21 protein-coding genes are annotated in these 24,425 nt (G+C 70.9%); 5 read left to right on the forward strand and 16 right to left on the reverse strand.

Translation table 11 applies throughout. The annotated features are described in order from the left end of the window. Positions 1 to 110: 110 nt before the first annotated feature. Genes ABZ906_RS44720 through ABZ906_RS44730 form a run of 3 tightly spaced genes read right to left on the reverse strand, consistent with a single transcriptional unit; the run spans position 111 to position 3,057 of the window. On the reverse strand, positions 111 to 1,295 hold the full coding sequence (locus tag ABZ906_RS44720; RefSeq protein WP_361392983.1) for a dipeptidase: 1,185 nt from the start codon (positions 1,293 to 1,295) through the stop codon (positions 111 to 113). A 5-nt stretch (positions 1,296 to 1,300) separates the two neighbouring features. After that, entirely contained in the window at positions 1,301 to 1,834 is a 534-nt protein-coding gene (gene purE, locus ABZ906_RS44725; protein WP_361199272.1) for a 5-(carboxyamino)imidazole ribonucleotide mutase, read from the reverse strand. Beyond that, positions 1,831 to 3,057, reverse strand: a complete 1,227-nt coding sequence (locus tag ABZ906_RS44730; RefSeq protein WP_361199383.1) for a 5-(carboxyamino)imidazole ribonucleotide synthase — start codon at positions 3,055 to 3,057, stop codon at positions 1,831 to 1,833. Before ABZ906_RS44730 ends, purE begins: the two co-directional genes overlap by 4 nt. A gap of 129 nt (positions 3,058 to 3,186) precedes the next feature. On the opposite strand from ABZ906_RS44730, the gene ABZ906_RS44735 reads away from it, so the two are divergent. Continuing rightward, positions 3,187 to 3,717, forward strand: a complete 531-nt coding sequence (locus tag ABZ906_RS44735; protein ID WP_361392985.1) for a GtrA family protein — start codon at positions 3,187 to 3,189, stop codon at positions 3,715 to 3,717. 13 nt (positions 3,718 to 3,730) lie between these two features. On the opposite strand, the gene ABZ906_RS44740 is transcribed toward ABZ906_RS44735, so the two are convergent. Both ABZ906_RS44740 and ABZ906_RS44745 read right to left on the reverse strand, forming a co-directional pair. Further along, the gene (locus ABZ906_RS44740) at positions 3,731 to 5,005 is read right to left on the reverse strand and encodes an ATP-binding protein (protein ID WP_361199265.1); all 1,275 of its coding nucleotides are present in this window, start codon (positions 5,003 to 5,005) and stop codon (positions 3,731 to 3,733) included. Positions 5,006 to 5,217: 212 nt separating this feature from the next. Next, positions 5,218 to 5,895: a response regulator transcription factor gene (locus tag ABZ906_RS44745; RefSeq protein WP_190083462.1), complete on the reverse strand. Its 678-nt coding sequence runs from the start codon at positions 5,893 to 5,895 to the stop codon at positions 5,218 to 5,220. A 476-nt stretch (positions 5,896 to 6,371) separates the two neighbouring features. Here ABZ906_RS44745 and ABZ906_RS44750 point away from each other — a divergent pair, with 476 nt between their 5' ends. Beyond that, positions 6,372 to 7,868: an oligopeptide:H+ symporter gene (locus ABZ906_RS44750; RefSeq protein WP_361392987.1), complete on the forward strand. Its 1,497-nt coding sequence runs from the start codon at positions 6,372 to 6,374 to the stop codon at positions 7,866 to 7,868. A gap of 178 nt (positions 7,869 to 8,046) precedes the next feature. Then, positions 8,047 to 8,946 (forward strand): alpha/beta hydrolase, encoded by a 900-nt coding sequence (locus tag ABZ906_RS44755; RefSeq protein WP_361392989.1) that lies wholly within the window; start codon positions 8,047 to 8,049, stop codon positions 8,944 to 8,946. Between the two features lie 123 nt (positions 8,947 to 9,069). On the opposite strand, the gene ABZ906_RS44760 is transcribed toward ABZ906_RS44755, so the two are convergent. From ABZ906_RS44760 to ABZ906_RS44785, 6 genes are all read right to left on the reverse strand, one after another. Next, a complete protein-coding gene (locus tag ABZ906_RS44760; RefSeq protein WP_361393040.1) occupies positions 9,070 to 10,452 on the reverse strand; it encodes a hypothetical protein in 1,383 nt (460 codons plus the stop codon). Then, the gene (locus tag ABZ906_RS44765) at positions 10,452 to 11,642 is read right to left on the reverse strand and encodes a hypothetical protein (protein ID WP_361392991.1); all 1,191 of its coding nucleotides are present in this window, start codon (positions 11,640 to 11,642) and stop codon (positions 10,452 to 10,454) included. The genes ABZ906_RS44760 and ABZ906_RS44765 overlap by 1 nt, the downstream gene beginning before the upstream one ends. Then, positions 11,639 to 12,607: a hypothetical protein gene (locus tag ABZ906_RS44770; protein ID WP_361392993.1), complete on the reverse strand. Its 969-nt coding sequence runs from the start codon at positions 12,605 to 12,607 to the stop codon at positions 11,639 to 11,641. Before ABZ906_RS44770 ends, ABZ906_RS44765 begins: the two co-directional genes overlap by 4 nt. Positions 12,608 to 12,821: 214 nt before the next feature. Continuing rightward, complete coding sequence (locus ABZ906_RS44775) at positions 12,822 to 13,547, reverse strand: LPXTG cell wall anchor domain-containing protein (protein ID WP_361199250.1); 726 nt, start codon at positions 13,545 to 13,547, stop codon at positions 12,822 to 12,824. Between the two features lie 214 nt (positions 13,548 to 13,761). Continuing rightward, positions 13,762 to 14,334, reverse strand: a complete 573-nt coding sequence (locus tag ABZ906_RS44780) for an ATP-binding protein (RefSeq protein ID WP_361199247.1) — start codon at positions 14,332 to 14,334, stop codon at positions 13,762 to 13,764. Positions 14,335 to 14,623: 289 nt separating this feature from the next. Continuing rightward, entirely contained in the window at positions 14,624 to 14,992 is a 369-nt protein-coding gene (locus ABZ906_RS44785) for an STAS domain-containing protein (protein ID WP_361199244.1), read from the reverse strand. 238 nt (positions 14,993 to 15,230) lie between these two features. Here ABZ906_RS44785 and ABZ906_RS44790 point away from each other — a divergent pair, with 238 nt between their 5' ends. Continuing rightward, the gene (locus ABZ906_RS44790; protein ID WP_361199241.1) at positions 15,231 to 16,202 is read left to right on the forward strand and encodes an RNA polymerase sigma factor SigF; all 972 of its coding nucleotides are present in this window, start codon (positions 15,231 to 15,233) and stop codon (positions 16,200 to 16,202) included. A 123-nt stretch (positions 16,203 to 16,325) separates the two neighbouring features. Here the strand turns inward: ABZ906_RS44790 and ABZ906_RS44795 are convergent, their stop codons facing one another. The 5 genes from ABZ906_RS44795 to hutU form a co-directional block, all read right to left on the reverse strand. Then, positions 16,326 to 17,045, reverse strand: a complete 720-nt coding sequence (locus ABZ906_RS44795) for an aspartate/glutamate racemase family protein (protein WP_361392995.1) — start codon at positions 17,043 to 17,045, stop codon at positions 16,326 to 16,328. A 138-nt stretch (positions 17,046 to 17,183) separates the two neighbouring features. Then, positions 17,184 to 18,359, reverse strand: a complete 1,176-nt coding sequence (hutI, locus tag ABZ906_RS44800; protein ID WP_361392997.1) for an imidazolonepropionase — start codon at positions 18,357 to 18,359, stop codon at positions 17,184 to 17,186. Positions 18,360 to 18,574: 215 nt separating this feature from the next. Then, a complete protein-coding gene (locus ABZ906_RS44805) occupies positions 18,575 to 19,948 on the reverse strand; it encodes a formimidoylglutamate deiminase (protein WP_361392999.1) in 1,374 nt (457 codons plus the stop codon). Then, positions 19,939 to 21,135 carry an allantoate amidohydrolase gene (locus tag ABZ906_RS44810; protein WP_361393042.1) on the reverse strand — a complete coding sequence of 399 codons (1,197 nt, stop codon included), beginning with the start codon at positions 21,133 to 21,135 and terminating at the stop codon, positions 19,939 to 19,941. The genes ABZ906_RS44805 and ABZ906_RS44810 overlap by 10 nt, the downstream gene beginning before the upstream one ends. A gap of 17 nt (positions 21,136 to 21,152) precedes the next feature. After that, on the reverse strand, positions 21,153 to 22,817 hold the full coding sequence (gene hutU, locus ABZ906_RS44815; protein WP_361393001.1) for a urocanate hydratase: 1,665 nt from the start codon (positions 22,815 to 22,817) through the stop codon (positions 21,153 to 21,155). Positions 22,818 to 22,963: 146 nt separating this feature from the next. On the opposite strand from hutU, the gene ABZ906_RS44820 reads away from it, so the two are divergent. Continuing rightward, positions 22,964 to 24,397 (forward strand): diaminopimelate decarboxylase, encoded by a 1,434-nt coding sequence (locus tag ABZ906_RS44820; RefSeq protein ID WP_361393003.1) that lies wholly within the window; start codon positions 22,964 to 22,966, stop codon positions 24,395 to 24,397. Positions 24,398 to 24,425 lie beyond the last annotated feature (28 nt).

Genomic DNA, 24,425 nt, shown 5'->3' on the forward strand with positions numbered 1-24,425 from the left:
ATCCCGAGGTGGATGCGCTGGTCGTCGCCGACGCGGACGTCGGGGGCGCAGCCGGTCGGCTGCGCCCCGCCCTGCTTCCCGCTTCCGCTTCCCGTACGGCTTGCTCGCCCTCAGCCGTCCAACTGCTGGAGCGTCGCGTTCGACGGGCCGCGACGGGACTGCTCGTCGCGTGCCACGTCCTCGGCCGCGCCGAGCACGCGGACCGCGTTGTGCCACGTCAGCTTGGCCAGGTCCGCCTTCGACCAGCCGCGGGTCAGGAGCTCCGCGATCAGGTTCGGGTAGCCGGAGACGTCGTCGAGGCCGTCCGGCGTGAACGCCGTGCCGTCGTAGTCGCCGCCGATGCCGATGTGGTCGACGCCCGCGACCTCGCGCATGTGGTCGAGGTGGTCGGCGACCGTCGCGGCGGTGGCGACGGGGCGCGGCGTCGACTCCTCGAAGGCCGCGTGCACCTTCATCGCGTCCGGCGTCGTGTCCAGGTGGTGGAAGCCGTGCGCGCGCATGTTCTCGTCGGCCGCCGCCGTCCAGTCGACCGCCGCCTGGAGGACGAACTTCGGCACGAAGGTGGCCATCGCGACGCCGCCGTTCGCGGGCAGCCGCTCCAGGACGTCGTCCGGGATGTTGCGCGGGTGGTCGCAGACCGCGAGCGACGAGGAGTGCGAGAAGATCACCGGGGCCACGGAGGTGTCCAGGGCCGCCCGCATCGTCGTCGCCGCCACGTGCGAGAGGTCCACGAGCATGCCGCTGCGGTTCATCTCCCGTACGACCTCACGGCCGAAAGCGGAGAGGCCGCCGACGCCCGGTTCGTCCGTCGCCGAGTCCGCCCAGGCGATGTTGTCGTTGTGCGTCAGCGTCATGTAGCGGACGCCGAGCGCGTGCAACGCCCGCAGGGTCGCGAGGGAGTTGTTGATGGAGTGGCCGCCCTCGGCGCCCATCAGGGACGCGATACGGCCCTCGCCCCGCGCCGTCTCCATGTCCGCGGCCGTCAGCGCGCGCCGCAGGTCCGCGGGGTAGCGGGTGAGCAACTGGTCGACGCAGTCGATCTGTTCGAGGGTCGCGCTGACCGCCGCGTCGCCCGTCAGGTCGGTGCGGACGTACACCGACCAGAACTGCGCGCCGACTCCGCCCGCCCGCAGGCGCGCGATGTCCGTGTGGAGGCTGCCCGTCTGGTCGGTCGCGATGTCGAGGCGGTCGATGTCGTAACCGGCCTTCTCGCGCAGCGCCCAGGGCAGGTCGTTGTGCCCGTCGACCACGGGGAATTCGGCGAGCAGAGCGCGGGCCTCGTCCAGCGACGTCATCGCGCTCACTTCCCCGAGCCGAAGCCGAAGCCGGACCCCGCGCCCTCGACCTTGGTGCGCAGGCGCTTGCCCTTCTCCGTGGCCTGTTCGTTCAGCTCCTGCTGGAACTCCCGCATGCGGCCGAGGATTTCGGGGTCGTGCGCGGCGAGGATGCGCGCCGCGAGGAGGCCCGCGTTGCGCGCGCCGCCCACCGAGACCGTCGCCACCGGGACACCCGCGGGCATCTGCACGATGGACAGGAGCGAGTCCATGCCGTCGAGGTACTTCAGCGGTACGGGCACGCCGATGACCGGCAGCGGCGTCACCGACGCGAGCATGCCCGGCAGGTGCGCGGCGCCGCCCGCCCCGGCGATGATCGCCTTGAGACCGCGGTCGGCCGCTTCCTCGCCGTACGCGACCATCTCGCGCGGCATGCGGTGCGCCGAGACGACGTCGACCTCGTAGGGGATCTCGAACTCGTCGAGGGCCTTGGCGGCGGCCTCCATGACCGGCCAGTCCGAGTCCGAGCCCATCACAATGCCAACTACAGGTGCGGTCATTCGGTGATCGTTCCTCTGAGATAGCCGGCCGCGTGACGCGCGCGCTCCAGCACGTCGTCCAGGTCGTCGCCGTAGGTGTTGACGTGGCCGACCTTGCGTCCCGGCTTCACGTCCTTGCCGTACATGTGGATCTTCAACTGCGGGTCGCGCGCCATGCAGTGCAGGTACGCCTGGTACATGTCCGGGTAGTCGCCGCCCAGGACATTGGCCATGACCGTCCACTTCGCCCGCGGGCGCGGGTCGCCGAGGGGGAGGTCGAGCACCGCGCGCACGTGGTTCGCGAACTGGGACGTGATCGCCCCGTCCTGCGTCCAGTGGCCCGAGTTGTGCGGGCGCATCGCCAGTTCGTTGACCAGGATGCGGCCGTCGTGCGTCTCGAAGAGCTCGACCGCGAGGTGGCCGACGACGCCGAGCTCCTTGGCGATACGGAGCGCCAGCTCCTGCGCGGCGCCCGCGAGGTCCTCGGAGAGGCCGGGGGCGGGCGCGATCACCGTGTCGCAGACGCCGTCGACCTGCTGCGACTCGACGACGGGGTAGGCCACGGCCTGGCCGTGCGGCGAGCGCACGACGTTCGCCGCGAGCTCCCGTACGAAGTCGACCTTCTCCTCGGCCAGGACCGGGACACCGGCCCGGAAGGGATCTTCGGCGTCCTCGACGGAACGGACGAACCACACCCCCTTTCCGTCATAGCCGCCACGCACCGTCTTGAGGATCACGGGGAAGCCGTCGCCTTCGGCCGCGAAGGCCGCCACGTCCGCCGGATCGCGCACGATCCGGTGGCGCGGGCACGGCACGCCGATCTCCGTGAGCTTCTCGCGCATGACGCCCTTGTCCTGGGCGTGCACCAGCGCGTCGGGCCCGGGGCGCACGGGGATGCCGTCCGCCTCCAGGGCCCGTAGATGCTCGGTGGGTACGTGTTCGTGATCAAAAGTGATCACGTCGCAGCCCCTCGCGAACTCGCGCAGCGTGTCGAGGTCGCGATAGTCGCCGATGACGACATCGCCGACGACCTGCGCCGCGGAGTCCTGAGGGGTGTCACTGAGGAGCTTGAATTTCAGGCCGAGGGGGATACCCGCCTCGTGGGTCATGCGGGCGAGCTGACCGCCGCCGACCATGCCGACTACCGGGAACGTCACACCCCCAGGGTATCGGCCTGTATCAGCCACGTCGGAACGGCCGGATTCGTGCACCGGACGGGCTCTCCCGTCACAGAGCCGCCACAGTGTGGAAGCGTCCACGCGCAACGGGCCGGGGTCGCTGGTTAGCATGGCTGGGTTGACGCGACCGAATCACCATTTACGTCGACGAGAAGAAGACCTAACGAATCGACGACGGGGGTTGGGGCGACCACCATGACGGAACGTGGCGCACTACGGGTGCGACTGGAGCAGCTCGCGCGCGAAGTGGCCAAGTTCGGGGCCGTGGGAGCCCTGGGCACGCTGGTGAATTTCGGCGTCTCCAACCTGCTGTGGCACATGACGAGCCTCCAGGCCGTGCGCGCGAACGTGATCGCCACGGTCGTCGCCATCGCCTTCAATTACGTGGGCTTCCGCTACTTCACGTACAGGGACCGCGACAAGAGCTCCCGCACCAAGGAGCTCTCGCTGTTCCTGATGTTCAGCGCGGTCGGTCTGGTGATCGAGAACGGCGTCCTGTACGCCGCGATCTACGGCTTCGACTGGGACAGCCCGCTCCAGCGCAACATCTTCAAGTTCGTGGGCATCGGCATCGCCACCTGCTTCCGCTTCTGGTCCTACCGCACCTGGGTCTTCAAGACGCTGCCCGCCCGTGACGCCGTCGCCCGTGCGGAATCGTTCCTGGACGACGGGGGCGCGGCCGTACCGGCCGAGGAGAAGCGGCCCGCGGCGCGCGGCACGCGCTGAGCCTTCCGGCGGCCTAGCGCAGCGTCCGCTCGGGCTCCTGCGCCCGCTTCGGCGGCGTACGCGACAGGAACAGGCCGAACACCGGCGGCTTCGTCTGGAGCATCTCCAGGCGGCCGCCGTCGGCCTCGGCCAGATCCCGGGCGACCGCCAGGCCGATTCCCGTCGAGTTGCGGCCGCTGATGGTGCGCTCGAAGATCCGCGCGCCGAGATCGGCGGGGACGCCGGGGCCGTCGTCCGTGACCTCCACGACCGTCTGGTTGCCCGTGACGCGGGTGCGCAGGGCCACGGTGCCGCCGCCGTGCATCAGGGAGTTCTCGATGAGCGCCGCGAGGACCTGCGCGACGGCGCCGGGCGTGCCCACGGCCCGCAGATGCCGCTTGCCCGAGCTGACGATGGCGCGGCCCGCGCTGCGGTAGGCCGGGCGCCACTCCTCCAGCTGCTGCTTGATGACCTCGTCCAGGTCGAAGGAGACGGCGGAGCCGGTGCGCGGGTCGCGCGAGTTCGTGAGCAGCCGCTGTACGACGTCGGTGAGGCGCTCGACCTGCGCGAGCGCGATCGTGGCCTCCTCCTTCACCGTGTCCAGGTCATCGGTGACGGTGATCTCCTCCAGGCGCATGGAGAGGGCCGTCAGGGGCGTACGAAGCTGGTGCGAGGCATCCGCGGCCAGGCGGCGCTCGGCGGTCAGCATCCGGGCGATCCGCTCGGCGCTGCCGTCGAGGACGTCCGCGACCCGGTCGAGCTCCGGCACCCCGTACCGCTTGTGGCGTGGCCTGGGGTCGCCCGAGCCGAGGCGTTCGGCGGTCTCCGCGAGGTCGGTGAGCGGCGAGGCGAGACGGTTGGCCTGGCGTACGGCGAGGAGTACGGCGGCGACGATCGCGAGCAGGGCCACCGCGGCGATGATCAGCAGGGTGCGGCCGACCTCCTGGGTGACGGCCGTGCGCGGCTCCTCGACGGTGACCTTCTCTCCCTCCTCGCCGTTGGCCGTGTCGTGGATGACGTCGCCGGTGGGGCGTTCGCCGATCTCGATGGGTGCGCGGCCGGGGATCTCGATGAGGGCGTAGCGGTCGGTGTCGACCGCGGCGACGTCCCGCAGGATCTCGGCGTTGATCCGCTCGTCGCTGATGAGCCTGCTGTCCACGATGCTGGCCAGGCGGAGCGCCTCGCTCGTCACCCGGTCCTGGGCGCTGCTGCTGATGGTCCTCGTCTCCACGATGACGAGGCTCACCCCGAACACCGCGATCACGACGAGGACTACGGCGAGGGTGCTGCTGATCAGTCGGCGACGCATTCCCCCAGTGTCCCGTAAGTGACCGCCCCTTCAGGGGCGCGGGGAACTGCGCGAGCAACCACAGCGTGTCCGCACCCGCCGGCAGGCCGCCGGAAGGGCAGACGCGTCTGCGGGGTCCGGGCCTCAGGCCTCTGCGGGCCGTCGACGGCTGGTCGCGCAGTTCCCCGCGCCCCTGACGGGGCACCTGCCCGGCGCCCAGGGGCGAGGAGAGGTCAGCTCTTCTCGAAGCGGAAGCCGACGCCCCGGACCGTGGCGATGTAGCGGGGGTTCGCCGCGTCGTCGCCCAGCTTCTTGCGGAGCCAGGAGATGTGCATGTCCAGGGTCTTGGTGGACGACCACCACGTCGTGTCCCAGACCTCCCGCATCAGCTGGTCACGGGTGACCACCCGGCCCGCGTCCCGGACCAGGACCCGCAGCAGGTCGAACTCCTTGGCCGTGAGCTGGAGCTCCTCCTCGCCCATCCAGGCACGGTGCGACTCGACGTCGATCCGCACGCCGTGGGTGGCCGGCGCCTGCTGCGGCTCGGCGGCACCGCGCCGCAGCAGGGCCCGGACCCGGGCGAGCAGCTCGGCGAGGCGGAAGGGCTTGGTGACATAGTCGTCGGCGCCCGCGTCCAGGCCGACGACGGTGTCCACCTCGTCGGCGCGGGCGGTCAGGATGAGGATCGGCGCCGTGTGCCCCTCGGCACGCAGGCGACGGGCGACCTCCAGGCCGTCCATTCCGGGCAGCCCAAGGTCGAGTACGACAAGGTCGACGCTGCCCTGCAGCCCGGCGTCGAGGGCGGTCGGGCCGTCCTCACGCACTTCGACCTCATACCCCTCCCTGCGCAGGGCACGGGCCAGCGGCTCCGAGATGGACGCGTCGTCCTCGGCGAGCAGTACACGGGTCATGGAGTGATGGTAGTCCGCGCCGGACGACCATCGTGGGGTGATCGCCGGGTGGCGGTCGACGCCTGCGGCACTGGGGTGCGATCCTGTGGATCACCTTCAAATGTGGGCGACGGTTCCACCGTAACCTGTGATCCATCTCTCAAGTCCTTCCATATGCCACCTTCACATGGCGTATGGTGACCCAACGCCTGATGCACTATCCAAGGACCTATGGCCCGCTGTGCGGCCTTAGGTCTCTTTTATGTGCGGGCCGGCTTTCTGCCGGCCTTTGAAGGAATGACCTGTGGTCGGGCCCTGCGCGTGCGGATGCGCCAGGGCGTGGATCCCGGAGTCGCCGTCCAGCGCCCTCCTCGAAACGGAGCGCGAACTCCCCCCGGGCGTGGGGGTGTGCGGACGATACGACCCCGGTGCCGACCGCCCCCCACCGGGCGCGCACACGCTCTTGCCGCGCGTCCCGAACTCATGAGGATCGACCCATGGCGTCCAGCCTGACGAAGGACTCCGCCGGTACCCCTGGCTCTGAGAAGACCTTCTTCGGCCACCCCCGCGGACTGGCCACACTGTTCATGACCGAGATGTGGGAGCGCTACAGCTTCTACGGCATGAAAGCACTGCTCCCGCTGTACTTGATCGCCCCCGGCGGCATGAACATGAGTGCCACGACGGCGACGGCGATCTACTCCGTCTACATGTCGATGGTCTACCTGCTCGCCATGCCCGGCGGCTGGGTCGCGGACCGCTTCTGGGGACCGCGCAAGACGGTCGCCATCGGCGCCGGCGTGGTCATCCTCGGCCACATCACGCTCGCGCTCCCGAGCTCGGCCTCGTTCTTCGCGGGCCTCGCGCTCGTGGCGCTCGGCTCCGGCCTCCTGAAGGCCAACATCTCCACGATGGTCGGCCACCTCTACGACGGCCCGGAGGACCCGCGCCGTGACGGTGGCTTCACGCTGTTCTACATCGGCATCAACGTGGGCGCCTTCCTCGCCCCGCTGACGATCGGCACCGTGGGCGAGAACGTCAACTGGCACTTCGGCTTCGCGCTCGCCGCGATCGGCATGGCGCTCGGCCTCGCCCAGTTCATGCTCGGCTCGCGCCACCTGAGCGGCGAGAGCAGCGTCGTCTCGAAGCCCGCGACGCAGCAGGAGCGCAAGGCCGCCCTGCGCACCGGTCTGATCTGGCTGATCGTGGCCGCCGCGCTCTACACGTTCCTCGCCGTGACCGGGAACTTCGCCGACTGGGCGCTGATGCCGCTCACCATCGCCGGCCTGATCATCCCGATCACCGTCCTGGTCCGCATGAAGCGCGACAAGGAGCTCACGAAGCTGGAGCAGTCCAAGCTGTCGGGCTACGTCTGGTTCTTCATGGCCGCCGCCGTCTTCTGGATGATCTACGACCAGAACGGCTCGACCCTGTCGATCTTCGGCGAGCACTCGACGACGAACAACCTGCTCGGGTTCGACTTCCCGACCTCCTGGTACCAGTCGCTGAACCCGATCTTCATCATGGCGCTCGCCCCCGTGGTCGCCTCCGCGTGGCTGTGGCTGAACAAGCGGGGCAAGGAGCCGAGCACGGCGGTCAAGTTCGCCTCCGGCCTCACGCTGATCGGCATCTCCTTCGCCGTCTTCCTGATCCCGCTGATCGACACCGCCAACAACGGCGGCAAGGTCAGCCCGATGTGGCTCGTCTCGATCTACTTCATCCAGACCGTCGGCGAGCTCTGCCTCTCCCCGGTCGGCCTCTCGGTCACCACGAAGATGGCCCCGGCGAAGTACACCGCCCAGATGATGGGTGTCTGGTTCCTCGCGGTCACCGCGGGCGACTCCGTCACCGGCCTGCTGACCTCGCCGCAGCTCGGCATCGACCTGAACAACTCGGGTGCGGTCGCCGTCGAGGCGGTCATCGCGGTCATCGCGGGCTTCGGCATCTGGCTGAACCGCAAGAAGGTCAAGGAACTCATGGGTTCCGTGAACTGACGTCGACGATGCGCCCCGCGGGGTGACCGACGACGGCGAGGGCCGCCGCACCATCGGGTGCGGCGGCCCTCGCGTGCGTTCGCCCACTCGCGCGAACAAGGGATCGTTCGCTAACCCGTGGCGGTGACGCGATACGTTTCTGCGGCGGTGCCGGTGCCGGGCGGTGAAGCATCTGGCCATGCGTCGTACGTTGCCGGTCATCGCCCTCTGCGTGGCGTTGCTCTCGTCCAGTGCCGCCGTGGAGGCCGCACCCGAGGCGCCTCTGGCCGAGGCCGCCGCACCCGGGTCTCCGCCTGCCCGGGCTGCCGCCGCCCCCGGGCCGCCCGCGGTCGCGACTTTCTCGTACGGGAGGCACGCCCGCCAGAACATCACCGTGTACGGCGACCGGTCCGGGCATCCCGCCCTGATGATCCTGCACGGCGGCTCCTGGCTGCGGGACACGGACTGGAGCGGGTGGGCGCGGTGGTTCGCGGCGCGCGGCTTCACCGTCTACGACACCGACTACCGGCTTGCGTCCGACGCCGCCTGGCCCGCGCAGCGCGACGACGTGCTCGCCGCCCTGCGGTGGGTGAAGCGGCGGGGCGGCGGCACACCCGTGGTGCTCGGGTCCTCCGCGGGCGGGCATCTCGCCGTCAGTGCCGGGACCTACGGCGCCGGGCGCAAGCGGGTGCGGGCCGTGGTGGCGCTCTCCCCCGTGGCCTCGCCCTACCGGGCCTGGACGGACGGCGGGATGACCGCCGCGTCCTCCGCCCAGCGGGGGCTGCGGGAGGCCGCCGAGCGCCTTGCGGGGTGCTCGCCGGCCACGGACGGGCGGCGGTGCCTGGCCCGCTGGGAGGATCTCGCCGCCAAGTCGCACGCCTCGGGCAGGGACGACGCCCCGATGCTGCTCACGCACTCGGCGGCGGACTTCGTGCCGGTGGCCCACTCGACCGACCTCGCGCACGCCGAGTCGGGGGCGGGCCTGAGGGACGTGACGGTACGCATCGAGCCGGGCTCGGCGCACGGGGGTGTGCTCCTGAAGAATCCGGCTCTCGCCAAGGCCGTGCTGACCTGGCTCCGCAAGAGAAGCGCCCCGTAAGGGGCGCGGGGAACTGCGCGACCGGCCACGACGGGCCCGCAGTCGCGTCCGCGGGCAGCCGTTCTACGGCGGGTGCGGGTCTTGTCCAGTTGCTCGCGCAGCCCCCGCGCCCCTTCGGGCGCCTTAGCGGAGGCCCCTCCTTCGTGCGGGGAGGAACGTGAAGACCGCGCCGCCCAGCAGAATCACGGTCCCGGCGACAAGCCCGAGCGCACGCAACGCCCCGTTGTCGTCCGCGCCGGTCTCGGCGAGGTCGCCACCACCCGCCCCGCCGGCCGACGCGGGGCCACCCGCGGAGCCGCTGCTACCGGCGTCGGAACCGCCCGCGCCGCCGGGAACCGCCGCCGTGTCGATCTCCAGGGACACCTCGGACTTGGACGGGGTGCAGGTCGTCGTCGTACCGAGGGCCTTGACCGTGAGGACGCCCGGCGAGAGCGTCGACTTGCCGTCGGCGCCCGGCTTGTACGTGCCGGTCAGGTCGGGGATGGTCATCGGGTCGCCGGACTTGATGGGCTCCTTGTTGGTGGGGCCCTCGACGTGCACCGTGCCCTTGTCCGCGCCGCCCAGCTTGACCTCCATGGACGGCTTCACCGAGTCCGCGGGGATGTCGGCGGGGCTGTCCATGACGGACTTCTTGAACTCGACGGTCAGGCCGTAGTTCCCGCCGTCCTTCTTGGCGTTGATCTGGACGGGCGACGTGGCGTCCTTGTCGCCGATGGGCGTCTTGCACTTGTAGGGGGTCTGGACTTCCTTGCCGGTGAGGTCGGTCTTGCCGCCGTCGTCCCCGCCCGTGGAGCCGCCGCCGGTGCTGCCCGCGGTGTCGCCACCACTGCTGCCGGCCGTGTCACCGCCACCGGTGCTGCCTGACGTACTGCCGGAGGTAGTGCCGGAAGTGCTGCCGGAAGTGCTGCCGGAAGTGCTGCCCGAGGTACTGCCCGATGACGTGCCGCCCGAACTGCCGCTGCCCTCCGTCACCTTGATGGTCGCGCCCGCCTTGACCTCCTCCTTCGGCGTGCACTTGGTGTCGGTCGACATCGGCTTGCTGACGTTGATGTTGTACGCGCCGGGGGTGAGCGTGACATCGCCCGCCTTGGTCAGCTTCAGCTTGCCCTTCATGTCGGAGAGGACCATGGGGCTGTTCTTCTTGATCGGCGGATTGACCCGCTCGCCCGCCATCGCCAGGTCACCGGTCTGCCCGCCGCCCAGCTTGATCGTGCCGGTCGGCTTCACCGTGTCCTTGTCCAGGTCGAGGACGTCCGGGTTCTTGGACGCGGCCTCGGTGGTCTTCCATACGACCTCGACCTCGTCGCCCACCTTCGCGGTGGCGGGCGCGGTGATCTCCGCCTTCGTGGTGCCCTGCACCGGTGGCAGACCCGAGATCGACGGCGGTATGCACTCGGTCTTGTACGCCGTCTCTGCCGCCTGCGCGGGACTCGCGCCCAGCAGGATGCCCGCCCCGCCGAGCAACAGCGAGACCGAGGCCGCGCCCGCTCTCCGTCGTGTGCTGATCACGTGTTTCCTTTCGTCGTCGGGCTGTTGTCTGACGGTGCGGAGAGCTGTCCGGCGGGGTCGGTCCCGGCGCCGGGGTCTGTGTCAGGGGTGAACCACGGGAGGGTGGCCCCGTTCGTGGCCGCGTTCGCCGCCGCGCCCTTGCCGGACCTGCCGGACTCGCGGGGCGGTTTCGTACGCGGCGTACGGGCCGCCTCGTCCGCCGCGACCGCCCCCTGGGGCAGCCGCAACTTCGGCAGTCGGTCGGTGAGTTCGGCGATCCTGCCGGTACGGTGGCGGCCCGCAGGGCGGGAGCTGCGGCGCCGGCGGGGACGGAGCCGGTCCACGACCGCCATGCCGATGCGGAAGACGGCGGCGGGCACGACGACGCAGAGCAGGATCCAGAAGACGGTGACGCCCCAGGGGCGGCCGACGCCCCAGGGCTGCTCGGCGAGGACCTTGCCGCCGAACTTCAGCGACACGAGGTAGTTGCCGTGCGCTCCGGCGGAGAGCTCGACCGGCAGTTTGATCTGGGCCTTCTTGCCGGGGGCGATGGTGCCGCGCCACTGCTGCTCCTCCCACTGCGGGGCGAACACGCCGTGGGAGGTGCCCACTTGGAAGACCGGGTTCTTGACGGGGGCCGAGCCGACGTTGCCGACGGTGAAGGTGAAGTTGCGGGACGGCGGGGCGCCGAACCAGGTCAGTACGCCGCTGGAGCCTTCGAGCTCCGTGTCGGTGAGCACGGAGAGCTTTCCGCCGCCCTGCTGCGCGGGCAGCGGCGCCACGGGGTGGCCCGCGACCTTGAAAGCGGCGTCCGCCTGCGCCTTCTCGCCCGTGACGGTGGCCACGTGCACCACGCAGGGGCAGGGCTTGGGGGGTTCGGCCACCGGGAGCTTCTTGCTGAAGGTGCCCTTGCCGTCCGTGGTGACGGCGCGGCCGCTGTCGTTGGCGCAGGAGTTCGTGCCGCCGGGTACGCCCTTGGCGGGGGTGGCCTGGCCGCAGATCAGGATCATCAGGAGGGCTTTCGACCGCCAGCCCTCGCCCTTGACCGTGATGTCGCCGCCCTTGCCCGCCTGGGCCTTGGAGAGGGTGACCTCCGGCTTCTCCGCGGCGACGGCCTGGCCCGCGGCCGCCGGGAGCAGCAGGAACGCGAGTGCCGCCAGCGCGGCGACCACGGACGTGCACCTCTTGCCGCTTGGGTAGCCGTTCACAGTTGCTCGCCCCTTCCCGTGCCCGCTCCGGCCAACTCCAGCTCCGTACCGCCCTGTTCGGGCTCGCCCGGCGGCGGTTCCCCGGATTCCCCGCGTCTGCGCGCGAACCACACGCCCGCCGCCACCAGGCCGAGCACCCCGGCGCCCGCCCCCGCGACCGCTCCCCACGGCACGAAGCGGGCCGACGCCGTGGCCTCGGCCCTGGCCCCGCCCGACGCCGTGACCGTGAGGGTGACCTCTACGGAGTCGAGCGCGGGGGCGTCGGCCCACGGTTCCGTCAGGGTGACCCTGCGGCCGGGCAGGAGCTCCACCGCAAGCGCGCGGGGGCCCCGGTCGAGCAGCGGGCCGAAGACGCCCTCCGCGTGGAACTCGATCCGGGGGCTCAGGACGGTGTTGCCGCGGTTGACGACGTCGTACGTGATGCGCCCGCGCTCGGCCTTGACGTGCTCGACCGTCAGCGCGGACAGCGTCGGGCCGCTCACCCGCAGATGCACGCGGACAGCGGCGTCACGGCCGCCCTCCCGCGCGACGATCGCACCGGGGTGGTCGCCCGGCACCGCGCCCTCGGGGACGCTCACGCTGAACGGCACCTCGGCGCGGGTGCGCGGCGGCACCTTCACCTCGCGTTCGGCGAACGTGATCCAGGAGCCGGTGTCGTTCGGCTTGTCCCGCTCCAGGGAGAACGCCCCGCCCCGCGTGTTGTCCGCGTCGGCGCCGCTCAGCTCCACCGTGCGCGGCTTCGGGCCCGGGTTGGTGACCGTCACGGTGTCCTCCAGGACGGAGCCCGCGGTGCCCTCCACGTAGAAGTAGGGCCGGCCGTCCTTCGCGGGCCGTGTCCCTCCTCCCGCGGAGGGCGCGACGGACCACGCCCCGGAGTCGTCGGCGTACGCGGGAGCCGCCTGAGCCGCGCCCATCACCAGTAAGGCCACGGTCAGAGCGCGGACAACGGACAGCAGCGACGGCATGGGCGGCTCCTGGATCTTCGTACGCGTCGTACGTGATGTGCGCGCTCTCCTAGGGGGCTTCTGACGGATCTCCGCGGCGTCGCGACGCCCGGCACGCACTCTCGCCGTACCGGCCGAAAGCCCGAGTACGCCCAGTACGAGGGCTTCCGGCCGGCACGCCGAGAGCACGCACCGGACGCCGCTCCTTCCTCCACGGAGATCCGTCAGAAGCCCCCTAGCGCGATCGGGCCGCCTGGTTCCTGCGGGTCAGCCAGAGCGCGCCCGCCGCGCCCGCGAGCAGCACCGTGCCGCCGAGGGTGCCAAGCGCGATCGCGGAGTCCGCGGGGCCGGTCTGCGGGAGCTCTTCGCCGCCGGAGGGGGCGCTCCCGGAGCCGCCGGAGCCGCTGTCGTCGCTCCCGCCGCCCGAGCCGCCGCCGGTGCCTCCGCCGCCCGAGCCCTTCACGTCGAGCGAGAGCGAGGGCTTGGGGCTGTTGGACGGCGTGCACGTCGTCGTCGTGCCGAGCGCCTTGATGGTCAGGACACCCGCGGTGAAGGTGACCTTGCCACTCTTCTTCGGCGTGTACGTGCCCGACAGGTCACTGATCTTGATCGGGGTGTTGGCGGGGATCGCCTTGTCGTTGGGCGCACCGGAGACCGGCACGGTGCCGCTCTCCGCGCCGCCCAGCTTGATGAGCGCGCTCGGTTTCATCGCGCCCTTGCCCAGTTCCACGGGGCTGGAGGAGACGCCCTTCTGGAAGGACATGGTGAGCTTGTAGCCGCTGCCGCTCTTGACGCTCTTTATGTCGATCGGCGAGACGGCGCCCTTGTTCCCGATGGGCGTCTTGCACTGGTAGTTGACGTCCTGGACCTCGGCCTGCGCGGCGGGGGCGGCCATCAGCACCGCCGAGCCGGCCAAGGCCGTGGCGAGCGCGAGCACAGCCGTTCGTTTCTGGTACGACACCTCGAGTTCCCCTCATGCCGGTCGTGGCGTGCCGCGGTGCGGATTTACTGACGGCACATCAGATTGGGCGCTCAAGGTACGCCCGAGGCCTTGTCGAGGGAAGACAAAGAACGCGCCGGATCTCATGGATCCGGCGCGCGTACGAACCGTGGGTAACCCCAAGGGAGGCAAGGGGGAACTGGCAGGGCTGCCCCGAGGGGAGGAACTGAGCGGCCTATACGGGAGCGCTCAGCTCCGCCCACACCGTCTTGCCGGTGGCGCCCGGCGTACGGACGACCCCCCAGTCCAGGCAGAGCCGCTGGACGATGAACATTCCGTGCCCGCCGGGCCGGCCGACGCGGTGCGGGGTCCTGGGCGCGGGCTGTCCCGCGCCGCGGTCGGACACCTCTATCCGCAGCACCTTGTTGTCCGAGGAGAGCCAGAGCTCGTCGGGGCCCTCGGCGTGCAGGCAGGCGTTGGTCACGAGCTCGGACACGACCAGGAGGACGTCCTCCGCCGCCGCACGCTGATCGGCGCTCGCCGCGGGCAGCCAGCCCCAGGCCTGCAGCGCCTGGCGCGCGAAGTCCCGGGCGAGCGGCACGATGCCGCTCGCGCCGCTCAGGCTCAGCCTGCGGACCTGGCGCCCCTGAAGACCCGTGGCCGCCACGGCGACCTGATCCGCCACGGCGACCTGGTCCGCCGCAGCGACCTGGTCCGCAGCGACGACCTGGTCCGCGGGAGCGTCCGCGACAACGGTCTCGGACTCCGGACCGCGATCGCCCGGCGAGCAAGGCCGGGTGGTGCTCATCAGCGCTTCACCTCACCGACAAGAGGACTCTGGACAAGAAACTGGACAAGTAGCGGGGCTCCAAGAGAGATCATCGGCTGCTCGGCCGTTCCTGCTGTTGATTTGGGAACGATTGGTTGACGACGGATCGCCGCCGGATCTTTCGAGGGATCCAGGGTGTCTCCTGCCCGGCCGAACCGTGAGAACACCCACTTATTCGACGGAACCCGTGTGACGCTGGTAACGCGGTGATCACGTAGAGACAACTGGCGCGTAACTCTTGGGTACGCTCCGTCAGCGGGCCGCCCGATCAGTCGGCGAGCGCCGCTGCGAGCGTCTCGTGGACAGTGAAGACCGCATCGGCTCCAGTGATCTCGAAGACTCGGGCCACCACCGGTTGCATCGCGGCCAGATGCACTCCGCCCCCCGCGGCCTCGGCCTTGAGCCGGGCCCCCAGGAGGACATTGAGTCCGGTGGAGTCCATGAATTCCAGACGCGCACAGTCGACCACGAGGCGCGAGAAGCCGTCGTCGAGGCAGGTCTCGAGTGGTTCACGCAACAAATCGGCGGTGTGGTGATCCAACTCACCCGCCGGAGTCACGACGACGCTCGGGCCCTCGGCCCGGACTTCGACCAGAAGCCGGCCACCCTGCGCGCTACCGACTGTCCCGCGGTCCATTCCGTCACTCACTTCCGACCGTCGTGGCTGTTGATGACGCCCCCGAATATTACGCCTTCCGTACGGCCTCGGGTACCCGAACAAGCCCCTGAATTCGGACATTTCACCGCACACCGCACTTGCGACCGGACTACGGAACCGGGTAGGGGTAGAAGAGACAGTAATCAACACGGACGGCTTCGGAGGCGCCGCACACCGCAGTGCACGTATTGGCATCGGCAGCCATATGCCGAGAACGATGGAGGACACCATGTCACCCCGGCTCGACGAATCGCGCACTGACCGAGCGACGTCGACACTCCCGCCGAACCGTATAGAGACCGAGATCCCGGGTCCCCGCACGGAAGCCACGCCGGAAGAATTCCCGGCCCTGACGGCCGTATCGGAGACGGAAGCCCCCGAGGGGCTCACCGATCTGCCCGAGATCCCGCCGTACGACGAAGTGGGGCCGCTGGATGCGAGGGCTCTGTCCAAGACCCTCTTCGAACGCCTTGAGACGCTCGAGGAAGGCACGCACGAGTACGCCTATGTGCGCAACACTCTCGTCGAACTCAATCTCGCCCTGGTCAAGTTCGCCGCCTCCCGGTTCCGCTCCCGCAGCGAGCCCATGGAGGACATCATCCAGGTCGGCACCATCGGCCTGATCAAGGCGATCGACCGCTTCGAGCTCAGCCGAGGCGTCGAGTTCCCGACCTTCGCGATGCCGACCATCGTCGGTGAGATCAAGCGCTTCTTCCGCGACACGAGTTGGTCGGTGCGCGTCCCGCGCCGCCTTCAGGAACTCCGTCTGGACCTCGCCAAGGCGGGCGACGAACTCGCCCAGCAATTCGATCGCGCGCCCACGGTGGGCGAGCTCGCCGAGCGCCTGGGCATCTCCAAGGACGAGGTCGTAGAGGGCATGGCGGCGTCCAACGCCTATACGGCGAGCTCGCTGGACGCCCAGCCCGAGGAAGACGACTCCGAGGGCGCGCTCGCGGACCGCATCGGCTACGAGGACCACGGACTCGAAGGCATCGAGTACGTCGAGTCGTTGAAGCCGCTGATCGCCGAACTCCCGGCACGCGACCGGAAGATCCTCTCGCTCCGCTTCGTCGCCAACATGACGCAGTCGGAGATAGGCGATGAGCTCGGCATCTCGCAGATGCATGTCTCGCGACTGCTGTCGCGCACTCTGGTCAAGCTCCGCAAGGGATTGACCGTCGACGAGTGAGGGTTCGCGCCGCTCGGCGTTTTCGCGGGCGACAAGGCCGTCGCCGCTTCGCGGCGGATCGCTCCCACCCACCCGTTTGCCCTGCGTCCAGGGGTAGGCGGGTGGGTTGCTGTTGTTCAGGTGTCAAGGTGCGGCTGCGGCCTCATGACGTCCGTCCCCCAGCGCCGCCGCTACCGCCGCCTCCGCGTGCAGGCGGGTCGTCGGGAAGACCGGCACGGGGCTGTGCTCCTGCCCGATCAGCAGCTCGATCTCGGTGCACCCCAGGATGACGCCCTCAGCTCCTTCCCGTACAAGATCCTCGATGACGTTCTGGTACCCGACCCTGGACGCCTCATGCACCACCCCGAGGCACAACTCCTCGTAGATCACCCGGTGCACGAGCGCGCGGCCATCGGCGTCCGGCACGAGCACGTCGAGCCCGTGCGAGGCCAGCCTCTCCCGGTAGAAGTCCTGCTCCATGGTGAAGGCGGTGCCGAGCAGCCCCACGCGCCGTACGCCGCTTCGCAGCACCGCGGCGGCGGTCGCGTCCGCCAGGTGCAGGAGAGGCACGGAGAGAGCCGCCTGGACCTGCTCGGCGACCTTGTGCATGGTGTTGGTGCAGATCAGCACGAGATCCGCCCCGGCCGCCTCCACCCCCTTGGCGGCCCCGGCGAGCACGTCCCCCGCGGCCTCCCACTCCCCCGCGACCTGAAGCCGCTCGATCTCCGCGAAGTCGACGGAGTACAACACGCACCGGGCGGAGTGCAGCCCCCCGAGCCGCTCCCGCACCAGCTCATTGAGCAGCCGGTAGTACTCCGCACTGGACTCCCAACTCATGCCTCCGACGAGGCCGATGGTCTTCATGGGGCCAGGATCGCACCCACGGAACGCCCCGCTCCCGGTCCCGTGTTGCCCGCATTGCCCGCATTGCCCGTATTGCAAGAAAGTCCCGCTCGGTATCGGGCATATCGCCCATCCGGCGGGACTTTCGTGCAATTGGCGTCAGCCAGCCACCCGCGCACCCCGGCGCCAGACCTCGCTCACCAGCGGGACGCCGGGGCGGTAGGCCAGGTGGACGTGGCTCGGGGCGTCCAGGAGGGCCAGGTCCGCGCGGGCGCCCTCGCGGATCACGCCGATGTCCGTGCGGCGCAGGGCCGCCGCGCCGCCCGCCGTTGCCGACCAGATCGCCTCGTCCGGGGTCATGCCCATGTCCCGTACGGCCAGGGCGATGCAGAAGGGGACGGAGGACGTGAAGGATGAGCCCGGGTTGCAGTCCGTGGAGAGGGCGACCGTTGCGCCCGCGTCCAGGAGGCGGCGGGCGTCGGGCCACTCGGCGCGGGTGGAGAACTCGGCGCCGGGGAGCAGCGTCGCCACCGTGTTGCCGTTCGCGAGGGCGTCCACGTCCGCGTCCGTGAGGTGGGTGCAGTGGTCCGCCGACGCCGCGTCCAGCTCTACGGCCAGCTGGACTCCGGGGCCGTACGAGAGCTGGTTCGCGTGGATGCGGGGGTGCAGGCCCTTCGCCTTGCCCGCCGTCAGGATCGCGCGGGCCTGGTCGCCGTCGAACGCGCCCTTCTCGCAGAAGACGTCGACCCAGCGGGCGTGCGGGGCGCAGGCGTCCAGCATCTCGCCCGTGACCAGGTCTACGTACGCCGCAGGGTCCTCGGCGTAGTCCGGGGAGACGATGTGGGCGCCGAGGAACGTCACCTCGTCGGTGTGCCGTGCCGCGATGCGGAGGGCGCGGGCCTCGTCCTGCGTGTTGAGGCCGTAGCCCGACTTCGTCTCGAAGGTGGTCGTGCCCTGGCGCAGGGCCTCGGCGAGGTAGTGGGTGAGGTTCGCTTCGAGCTCGGCGTCCGTGGCCGCGCGGGTCGCCGCCACCGTCGTGCGGATGCCTCCTGCGGAGTACGCGCGGCCCGACATGCGGGCGTTGAACTCCTGGGTGCGGTCGCCCGCGAAGACCAGGTGGGAGTGGGAGTCGACGAAGCCGGGGATGGCGGCGCGGCCTGCGGCGTCGTGGGTTTCGTCCGCCGCGGGGGCCTTTGCGGCGGGGCCTACCCAGGCGATGGTGTCGCCGTCGAGGACGACCGCTGCGTTCGTGAGGAGGCCGAGGGGGCTTCCGTCGCCCTTAGAGGGGTCGTTCGTTACGAGGCTGGCGATGTTGGTGATGAGGGTGGTGGGCATGGGGCTCTCCGTGGGGGCTGGCGAGGGGAGCGGGCGGATTCCTTTTCCCCAACCCCGCCCCTTCCCGGCTGTATCTGATTGCGGCTGCGCCGCGGGTCGCTGGCGCGTGGGCTGGATGCCGGGCGATCGGGTGGGTGGGTGGGTGGGGAGGTTCCGGCGCGAAGCGGCGGATCGGGGTGAGGGGGCCGAGGTGGAGTCCCGGCCCCCGGCGAGGGTCAATCTCTCAGTACCGCCACCGCCTCCGCCAGCGCTCCCGCCACGTCCGGGATCAAGGCGTGCTCCCCGTCCCGTACGACATGGCGGCCGGCCACCACCGTGTGGCGGACGTCCGCCGACGTGGCCGCGAAGACCGCCGTCTCGGCGGCAAGGCGCGGGACCGGGCCCGCCGTGCGGACCGAGTCGAGCGCGATCGTCGCGAAGTCGGCGAGGGAGCCCGTTTCGATCGACCCCGCGTCCGCCCAGCCCAGCGCCGCGTGCCCGTCGGCGGAAGCCGCCCGCAGCAGCGCCGCCGCCGTCCAGTGGCCCCGCGTGTGCGAGCGCAGGCGTTCGTTCAGCTCCATCGCCCTCGCCTCTTCGAGGATGTCGATGACGGCGTGGCTGTCGCTGCCCAGGGAGAGCGGGCTGCCCGCGCGCTGGAGGCTCACCGCGGGGCCGATGCCGTCCGCCAGGTCCCGTTCCGTCGTGGGGCACATGCACGTGCCCGTCGTCGTGCGGCCGAGCAGCGCGATGTCCTCGTCCGTGAGGTGCGTGTTGTGCACGCCCGTCGTGCGGGGGCCCAGTACCCCGTGGTCCGCCAGAAGGCGGGTCGGAGTGCGGCCGTGCACCGCCGCGCACGCCTCGTTCTCCGCCGTCTGCTCGGAGAGGTGCACGTGCAGGGGCGCCTGGCGGGCCGACGCCCACTCCGCCACCGTGCCCAACTGGCGTGCCGGTACGGCCCGTACGGAGTGGATCGCCGCGCCGATGCGGGCGTGCTCGCGGTCCTTGAGCGCCGAGGCCCGCTCCGCCCACGCCTCCGTCGTGCCGTCGGAGAAACGGAGCTGGTGGCGGTTCGGGGGCTTGCCGCGCGACTCCGACAGCAGGCCCGACGCCACGTACGCCGTGTCCAGGAGCGTGATGCGGATGCCCGCCTCCGCCGCCGCCTCGATCAGCGCCTCGCCCATCGCGTTGGGGTCGGCGTAGGGCGTGCCTCCCGGTGCGTGGTGCACGTAGTGGAATTCGCCCACCGCCGTGATGCCCGCGAGGGCCATCTCCGCGTACACCGCGCGGGCGAGCGCGTGGTACGTCTCCGGCGTCAGGCGGTCCGCCACCGAGTACATGACCTCGCGCCACGTCCAGAACGTCCCCGAGCCCACCTGGACCGTGCCGCGCAGGGCCCGGTGGAAGGCGTGCGAGTGGGCGTTGGCCAGGCCGGGGAGGGTGAGGCCGCGCAGCACCGTCGCGCCGGGCGGGGGTGTCTCCACCCCCTTGCGGACGGCCGTGATGCGGTCGCCCGTCACCTCCACCGCCACGCCCGGCTCGACGTTCGTGTCGAGCCAGGCATGTTCGAGCCAGTACGTGGCCGCCTTCGCCGTATCCGTCGTCACCTGCACGCCAGCCCTTCCAGTACGTCGGCCAGTGCGGTCACCCCTGCGACGCAGTCGTCCTCGGCGGCGAACTCCGCCGGGGAGTGCGAGATGCCCGTGGGGTTCCGTACGAACAGCATGGCGGTGGGGATCGATCCGGACAAAATACCCGCGTCGTGTCCGGCGCCCGTGCCGAGGACGGGGGTCGGCCGTTCCCCGCCCAGGAGCCTGCCGAGCTCGTCCCGCAGGGCGTGCTCGAACTCGACCACCGGCGTGAAGGACTCCCGTACGACGTCGAGGTCGATGCCGTGCCGGTCCGCGTACTCGCGGGCGGCCTTCTCGATGCCCGTCACGACCGTGTCGAGGGACTCCTGGTCCGCGGCGCGTGAGTCCAGCCAGCCGCGCACCAGGGACGGGATCGCGTTGACGCCGTTCGGTTCGACCGCGATCTTGCCGAAGGTCGCGACCGCTCCGGCCAGTTCTGCCTCTCTGCGGGCCGCGAGGACCGTCTCCGCGTACGACAGCATCGGGTCGCGGCGGTCCACCAGGCGGGTGGTGCCCGCGTGGTTGGCCTCGCCCCGGAAGTCGAAGCGCCAGCGGCCGTGCGGCCAGATGGCGGAGGCGATGCCGACGGGGTCGCCGGTGAGGTCCAGGGCGCGGCCCTGCTCGACGTGCAGCTCCACGAACGCGCCGATGCGGGCGAGGCGTTCGGGGTCGGGGCCGATGGTGGAGGGGTCGTAGCCCGCCGCCTCCATCGCCTGCGGGAGCGTCACGCCGGACGCGTCCGTCAGCTCGTACGCCTTCTCGCGTGTGAGCTGGCCCGCCGTGAGGCGCGAGCCCACGCAGGCCAGGCCGAAGCGGGCGCCCTCCTCGTCGCCGAAGTTGGTGATCGCGAGGGGGCGGGTGAACGCGACCTTGCGGGAGCGGAGTTCGTCGAGCGCCGCGAAGGACGAGACGACCCCTAGCGGGCCGTCGAAGGCGCCGCCGTCCGGGACGGAGTCCAGGTGCGAGCCCGTGACCACCGCGTCGCCGCGGGACGGGTCGCCGAGCCAGGCCCACTGGTTGCCGTTGCGGTCCACCTCGTAGTCCAGGCCGCGCGCCTCGGCCTGCGCCTGGAACCACAGTCGGCACTCGGCGTCGGCGCCGGTCCAGGCGTAACGGCGGTAGCCGCCGGAGGCGTCGCTGCGGCCGATGGGCCGCAGCGAGCGCCACATGGCGTGGAACGTGTCGCTCACGCGGTGCCTTCCTCGCGCATCGGGATCCGTACGCCCTTCTCGTCCGCCACCGACTCCGCGATGTCGTAGCCCGCGTCCACGTGCCGGATGACGCCCATGCCGGGGTCGTTGGTGAGGACGCGGCGGATCTTCTCGCCGGCCAGCTTCGTGCCGTCGGCCACCGAGACCTGGCCCGCGTGGATCGAGCGGCCCATGCCGACGCCGCCGCCGTGGTGGAGGGAGACCCAGGAGGCGCCCGACGCCACGTTGACCATGGCGTTCAGGAGCGGCCAGTCGGCGATCGCGTCGGAGCCGTCGAGCATGGCCTCCGTCTCGCGGTAGGGGGAGGCGACGGAACCGCAGTCCAGGTGGTCGCGGCCGATCGCGAGGGGGGCGGCGAGGGTGCCGTCGGCGACCATGTCGTTGAACATGTCGCCCGCCTTGTCGCGCTCGCCCTGTCCGAGCCAGCAAATGCGCGCGGGCAGGCCCTGGAAGTGGACCCGCTCCCCCGCCATCTTGATCCAGCGGTGCAGCGACTCGTTCTCCGGGAAGAGGTCCAGGAGCGCCTTGTCCGTCTTGTGGATGTCGGAGGCCTCGCCGGAGAGCGCCGCCCAGCGGAACGGGCCCTTGCCCTCGCAGAAGAGCGGGCGGATGTAGGCGGGGACGAAGCCGGGGAACGCGAAGGCGCGCTCATAGCCCGCGAGTTGGGCCTCGCCGCGGATCGAGTTGCCGTAGTCAAAGACCTCGGCGCCCGCGTCCATGAAGCCGACCATGGCCTCGACGTGCTTGGCCATCGACTCGCGCGCGCGGGTGGTGAAGCCCGCCGGGTCCTTCGCGGCGAGCGTCTGCATGTCGTCGAAGTCGACGCCGACGGGGAGGTACGCGAGCGGGTCGTGGGCCGAGGTCTGGTCGGTCACGATGTCGATGGGGGCGCCCTCGGCGAGCATGCGGGGAAGCAGGTCCGCCGCGTTGCCGAGCAGGCCGATGGAGAGGGGCTTGCGCTGGTCGCGGGCGTCGGTCGCCAGCTGGAGCGCGTGCTCCAGGGAGTCGGCCTTCACGTCCAGGTAGCGGTGCTCGATGCGGCGCTCGATGGCGCGCGGGTCGACGTCGATACAGATCGCGACGCCGTCGTTCATCGTCACCGCGAGGGGCTGGGCGCCGCCCATGCCGCCGAGACCGGCGGTGAGGGTGATCGTCCCGGCGAGCGTGCCGTCGAACTTCTTGGCGGCGACGGCGGCGAACGTCTCGTACGTGCCCTGGAGGATGCCCTGCGTGCCGATGTAGATCCACGAACCGGCGGTCATCTGGCCGTACATCGTGAGGCCGAGGGCCTCAAGGCGCCGGAACTCCTCCCAGTTCGCCCAGTCGCCGACCAGGTTGGAGTTGGCGATGAGGACGCGCGGGGCCCACTCGTGGGTCTGCATGACGCCGACCGGGCGGCCGGACTGGACGAGCATCGTCTCGTCCTGCTTGAGGGTCTTGAGCGTACGGACCATGGCGTCGAAGGAGCGCCAGTCGCGGGCCGCCTTGCCGGTGCCGCCGTAGACGACGAGCTTGTCGGGGTGCTCGGCGACCTCGGGGTCGAGGTTGTTCTGCAGCATGCGCAGGGCGGCTTCCTGCTGCCATCCCAGGGCGCTCAGTTCACTGCCGCGCGGTGCCCGTACGGGGCGGGGTCCTGACATGGCGATGCCTCCTCGCGTGAAGCTCTGTCGTCGAGCCGGTGCTGCGCTGATGTGACCTTGTTATTCACATCCTGCGATGTTGAATAGAGCTAGTCAATACGTTCACGGGGCAGCGATACCACGTGACGGATGATTGGCTGGAACACATGAGCGATCAGGACACGGAGACCGCACGCACATCCGAGGCGGACGGAAGAGACGGAGGGGCCGCAGAGGGGTCGGCGGATGCCGCCGTCCGCCGTGACCAGGCCGTCCGCGCCGCCGTCGAGCAGGGCCTCGTGGACCCCGCTTCCCCGATCATCGGGCTCCTGGACGTCACCGGCATCCGCAGGTCCGCCGCATCGCTGCGCGCCGCCTTCGAAGCGGTCACGCCGCCCGGCACGCCCGTCCTGCACGCCTTCGCCGTGAAGGCCTCGCCCCTGGTCCCGGTCCTGCGGCTGCTCCGCGACGCCGGCATCGGCGCCGAGGTGGCGAGCCCCGGCGAGCTGGCCCTGGCGCGGGCCGCCGGTGTGGCGCCCGGCCACACGGTCCTCGACTCGCCCGCGAAGACCCCGGCCGAGCTGCGCGAGGCCCTTGCCCTGGGCATCGCGGTGAACGCGGACAATCCGCAGGAGCTCGCCCGCATCGACGCCATGACCCGCTCGGCGCCCACCCGCTCCCCCGTCGGCCTGCGCGTGAACCCGCAGATCGGCGGCGGCTCCATCGGCGCCCTCTCGACCGCGACGGCGACCTCCAAGTTCGGGGTCGCGCTGCTCGACGAGGGCGCCCGCGAATGGGTCGTCCAGGCCTACCTCGACCGCCCCTGGCTGACCCGGCTGCACGCCCACTCCGGGTCGCAGGGCATGCCGCTCGAAATGATGGTGCGGGGTGTGGCGGCGACGTACGAACTGGCCGAGGAGATCAACGCACGGGTCGGGCGGCAGCAGATCGACACCATCGACATCGGCGGCGGGCTGCCCGTCAACTTCGGCTCGGACGAGGTGACTCCGACGCACGCGCAGTACGCGCGCCGCCTGAAGTCGCGCGTGCCCGGTCTGCTCGACGGGCGGTACGGCCTGGTCACCGAGTTCGGCCGCTCGCTGCTCGCCAAGCACGGCACGATCCTGGCCCGCGTCGAGTACGCCAAGACGGCGGGCACCCGGCCCATCGCGGTCACGCACGCGGGCGTCCAGGTGGCGGCACGCACGGTGTACGCGCCCGCGTCCTGGCCGCTGCGGATCGCCGCGTTCGACGCGAAGGGGCGCCCCAAGAGCGGGCCGAACGTCGGCCAGGACATCGCGGGCCCGGCCTGCTTCGCGGGCGACCTGCTCGCCGAGAACCGCCCGCTTCCGCTGCTGGAACAGGGCGACTACGCGGCGGTGCTCGACACGGGCGCCTACTACTTCGCGCACCACTACTCGTACAACAGCCTCGCAAGGCCGGGGATCTACGGCTTCTCGGCGGGGGCGGGAGCAGAGGCGGGCACGGAGGCGGGAGCGGCCGATGCGGTCACCTTCGCCACCGTGCGGGAGCCGCAGACCCTGGAGGAGATCGTCGCCGAGTCGGGGGGCGCGCGGCGGGACGCACTGCGCGATCTCTGAAAGCCTCCGGGGCGCCCCCCGAAGTTCC

Origin of the sequence: Streptomyces sp. NPDC046925 (assembly GCF_040644915.1) — a bacterium.
Classification (GTDB): Bacteria; Actinomycetota; Actinomycetes; order Streptomycetales; family Streptomycetaceae; genus Streptomyces.